Consider the following 3,952-nt stretch of genomic DNA (forward strand, 5'->3'; position numbering starts at 1 on the left):
AGGGTTCAGGTACGGGTGTGGATGGAGTAGAAAACCCCTCAATTTTTAACTCGACTCGAGTAAGTTGTAAGCGTCACGCTACTACTGGCGTGGCATCGCTAAAATGGTGGAAGAGATTTTACGGTTTTGAGAGGCGCAAGCCTTCATTGGTGTCAATTTAAGCTCTTGCCAGAACGCAATAGTTTGACACAACCTCTCCCTAACCCTCCCCTGATCAAGGGGAGGGAACGTTTCCTCCTTAGTAAGGGGAGAATGAGGAGAGGGGAGCAAGAATTGCTTAATACTTGCGTTCTTGGGGTTCAAATCGGGTCATCGCCACCGATTTATACTGCAAATCAATTCCGGCTGAGGAATAGTACGCCAAGGTATGCTTCAAAAAGTTGGTATCATCCCGTTGGGGATAATCCTCACGAGAATGGGCACCGCGACTTTCTTGGCGATTCAAGGCAGAGGTGAGAATGATTTCGCCAACTACCATGAGATTCCGCAGTTCTAACGCCTCGATTAATTCCGTGTTCCAGCAGCTTCCTTTGTCATCTAAATAGATATTTTGGTACTGCTGTTTCAACTGTTGCAGTTGATGCAATCCTTCCTGCATTAATGCCTCGGTGCGGAAGACGCCGCAGTATTGAGTCATGCAGTCTTGGAAGTTTTGACGTAGTTTATCGATGCGTAGGCTTCCGGATTGACCCAGCAATGCATTAATCTTATTCTGGGCAGCATTGAGATAGACTTGTTCATCAATGTCCGGTAATTTGCGGTTTTGAATATATTGCGCGATCGCAGCCCCCGTTCGTTTGCCGTAAACCACGCACTCTAGCAGGGAATTACTCCCCAAGCGATTAGCACCGTGAACCGAGACACAAGCGGATTCTCCAGCCGCAAAAAATCCGTCAACCAATCCATCGGGTCCACTTCGCACCTGTCCATCGGTATTGACGGGAATTCCCCCCATGGAATAATGAGCGGTAGGACGCACGGGCATCGGTTCGTATACCGCATCAACCCCAACAAGTCGGTGGGCTTCTTCCCAACAGAAGGGAATCCGACTCATGATCTTTTCCTTACCCAGATGTCGCAAATCCAGATAGACACAAGGACCGCCAGGATTGCCATCCGGATGAACCCCTCGACCGGCACGAATTTCCAATGCGATCGCGCGTGAGGTAATATCTCGTGGGGCGAGTTCCATTTTACTCGGGGCATAATTTGCCATGAAGCGATCGCCTTCGCTATTAATTAGATATGCCCCTTCACCCCGTACTGCTTCGGAAATTAACACACCCACCGGATACAACCCGGTTGGATGAAATTGGACAAACTCCATATCCTCCAACGGTACTCCCGCCAACGCGGACATGCCTAAGCCATCCCCCGTCGAGGCAAAATCATTGGAGGTGGTATTAAACACCCGTCCATAGCCCCCTGTGGCAAACATCACCGCCTTTGCCCGTACCACTTGCAGGTGAGTTGTCATGATGTTGAACATCACCACCCCTTTTGCCTGCCCATCTTCCAAAATTAGCCGCATGACGTACCATTCTTCGTACACCGTCACGTCATTCTTGCGGAGATTACTTACCAGTTCATGCAGAATCGCATGACCCGTTTTATCGGCAGCATAGCAGGTACGGCGATGGGAATGACCCCCAAAGGCACGTTGGGCAATGCGACCATCGGGTAAGCGGGAAAAGAGTACCCCCAGATGTTCTAAATCAATCACCACATCGGGGGCTTCGCGGGTGAGGATTTCCACCGCATCTTGATCCGCCAGATAATCCGAACCCTTAACCGTATCAAAGGCGTGGGCTTCCCAGGTATCCTCAGCATCCACATTTTTCAGCGTCGCCGCCATTCCCCCTTGGGCAGCAACGGAGTGGGAACGAATCGGATGGGTTTTGGCAACCAGTGCCACATTCAGCTTCGGATCAGTGCGTTTAATTTCCAACGCCGCCCGACACCCGGCTAAACCACCGCCGACAATAATGACATCGTGTTCTCGCATCTCAACTCGATTGAATTTCTGCTGTTATCTATCTTGACTGATTACTAAAATTCCCTACCGAAAGTCGGGGCGGGTTTAGTTACATCCGGTTGCAACCGAAAAGATAGTGGTGAAACCCGCCCCTACAGAGACACCACATCCCGTGAAAAGTTAGTCTGACTTAGAGCCTTCTGGTACTAGCTAGTTGCCTGAGCCGGTTGGGATGCACCGCGACTGCTGCGATCGGCAGCCGTTGTTTCCTGCTCATCCATCGCTAATATTTCAATATGATTCAGCAATGTGGTCACAAAGGCAAAAAGTAAAAAGGGCAAAGACAAGACCAAGACTAATCCCACCGTTGCCAACGCATAAATTTGGCGATCGGCACTCCACAGCGCTAGTGCAGAGGCAAGACTTATGAAAATGACGATTAACCACACAATGACTTGTCCATAGATATCGCCAAAACTCAGGGTGCAGATCAAGCGATATTTGTTAAATTGTTCCATCATCAACCTCGACACATTTCTTTAAGTTCCAAGGATAAGACCGTATTTGAGGTTTGGCACATTTCTCAACATATTTTAAATTGTTCGTAACATCTGTTTACAATGTGTGTCATTCGTCCCTGGTTAGGGAACAGGGTACAGGGCATTCAAGAACAGCTTCTGGTTCCAAGTAGGTTGGTGGAAATAGACCGAACTCTATTAAGTTCTGTAAATATACCTCAAACCCTTACAAAGGACGTAGCTGGCTTCTCGCTCGATAACCACTTATACTGAACTCAGAGTAACGCGATCGCGTCCTTGCTGTTTCGATAGATAAAGGGCTTGATTTGCCGCCATAATCAAGGCATCAATGTCAGTATGGGGGTCAACCAGACTTGACACACCTAAACTAACGGTTACAACAGGCGCGGGTAAATTGAACCTGTCAGGCGGTTTAAATTCAATGCCTTGGGATTTGATTTTCTCTCGCATCTTTTCTGCTACTTCAAAAGCTCCCATAGCATTAGTATGCGGTAAAAGAATCGCAAATTCTTCTCCCCCATAACGCGCCACGACATCTGTTGTCCGCTTGACACAACTACGTAGGCAATCGGCAATGCGTCGCAAACACTCATCTCCCGCTGCTATTCCATAGATTTTGTTGTAGGTTTTGAAACAATCAATATCACACAAAATCAAGGATAGAGGAGACTGTTCGACATTTAAATGATGCCACTCTTGTTCAAGTTGTTGGTCAAAATAACGGCGATTAGCCAGCTTGGTTAGAGTATCCATACTATAGAAGTGATAAAGTTATAAGTTTGTTGTTCTGAATGACCACACTGCATTGACATGAAATATATAGCCAGTTTAGATGAAAGGTGAAAACATCTTTATGACTTATGAATAAGGACTGGTTTTGTTGCTCAGTTGTTGGTAACAAGCTTGTTTGAGTGGCTAAACCCGCCCCTACAGTATTACTTATAACTTATTATTTCTCCCCAAGAATTAAGACAACCGATAACGCCCCGGCTCAAACCCCTAACTTAACTCGCACCCGCCCCGTTTCTAAGGTAGCGATGCCATTTTCGACACCGCCGGATTCATCTTGCACTCAGGGTAAGGCGATCGCATCTTCCCTATATCCCCCTCCGCCCAGCCAAATTCAAACCCGATAAAAAAAGTCGGGTATATTTGACGGTAGTTTTGAGCTGTGCTACTATCAGCAAAACGTTGACGGATAGAGAGAAATCACATCATGACCCAGGCAACCATCCCCCATACATCCAGCACCTCTGCTACATTCAAAAACCTCACCTGTAAAGAGTGTGGTGCTGAATATGAACTCCAACCCATCCACGTTTGCGAGTTCTGCTTTGGTCCGTTGGAAGTCACGTATGACTACGACGCCCTGCGCCGCCACGTCACCCGTGAGACGATTCAGTCAGGTCCGAATTCAATTTGGCGCTATCGTTCCTTC

5 protein-coding genes are annotated in these 3,952 nt (G+C 47.6%); 2 read left to right on the forward strand and 3 right to left on the reverse strand.

Translation table 11 applies throughout. From position 1 onward, the window contains the following. Nucleotides 1-277: 277 nt before the first annotated feature. The 3 genes from ACLFWI_RS27960 to ACLFWI_RS27970 form a co-directional block, all read right to left on the reverse strand. Nucleotides 278-2,005: a succinate dehydrogenase/fumarate reductase flavoprotein subunit gene (locus ACLFWI_RS27960; protein WP_446415652.1), complete on the reverse strand. Its 1,728-nt coding sequence runs from the start codon at nucleotides 2,003-2,005 to the stop codon at nucleotides 278-280. A 176-nt stretch (nucleotides 2,006-2,181) separates the two neighbouring features. After that, a complete protein-coding gene (locus ACLFWI_RS27965) occupies nucleotides 2,182-2,493 on the reverse strand; it encodes a hypothetical protein (RefSeq protein ID WP_446370958.1) in 312 nt (103 codons plus the stop codon). A gap of 264 nt (nucleotides 2,494-2,757) precedes the next feature. Then, the gene (locus tag ACLFWI_RS27970) at nucleotides 2,758-3,267 is read right to left on the reverse strand and encodes a diguanylate cyclase (protein WP_446415653.1); all 510 of its coding nucleotides are present in this window, start codon (nucleotides 3,265-3,267) and stop codon (nucleotides 2,758-2,760) included. A 158-nt stretch (nucleotides 3,268-3,425) separates the two neighbouring features. Here ACLFWI_RS27970 and ACLFWI_RS27975 point away from each other — a divergent pair, with 158 nt between their 5' ends. Both ACLFWI_RS27975 and ACLFWI_RS27980 read left to right on the forward strand, forming a co-directional pair. Further along, the gene (locus ACLFWI_RS27975) at nucleotides 3,426-3,650 is read left to right on the forward strand and encodes a hypothetical protein (RefSeq protein WP_446415654.1); all 225 of its coding nucleotides are present in this window, start codon (nucleotides 3,426-3,428) and stop codon (nucleotides 3,648-3,650) included. 80 nt (nucleotides 3,651-3,730) lie between these two features. Continuing rightward, a partial coding sequence (locus ACLFWI_RS27980; RefSeq protein WP_446415655.1) for a protein NinF occupies nucleotides 3,731-3,952 on the forward strand: 222 nt, incomplete at its 3' end.

The organism is Coleofasciculus sp. (assembly GCF_046539235.1).
Taxonomy (GTDB): domain Bacteria; phylum Cyanobacteriota; class Cyanobacteriia; order Cyanobacteriales; family Coleofasciculaceae; genus Coleofasciculus.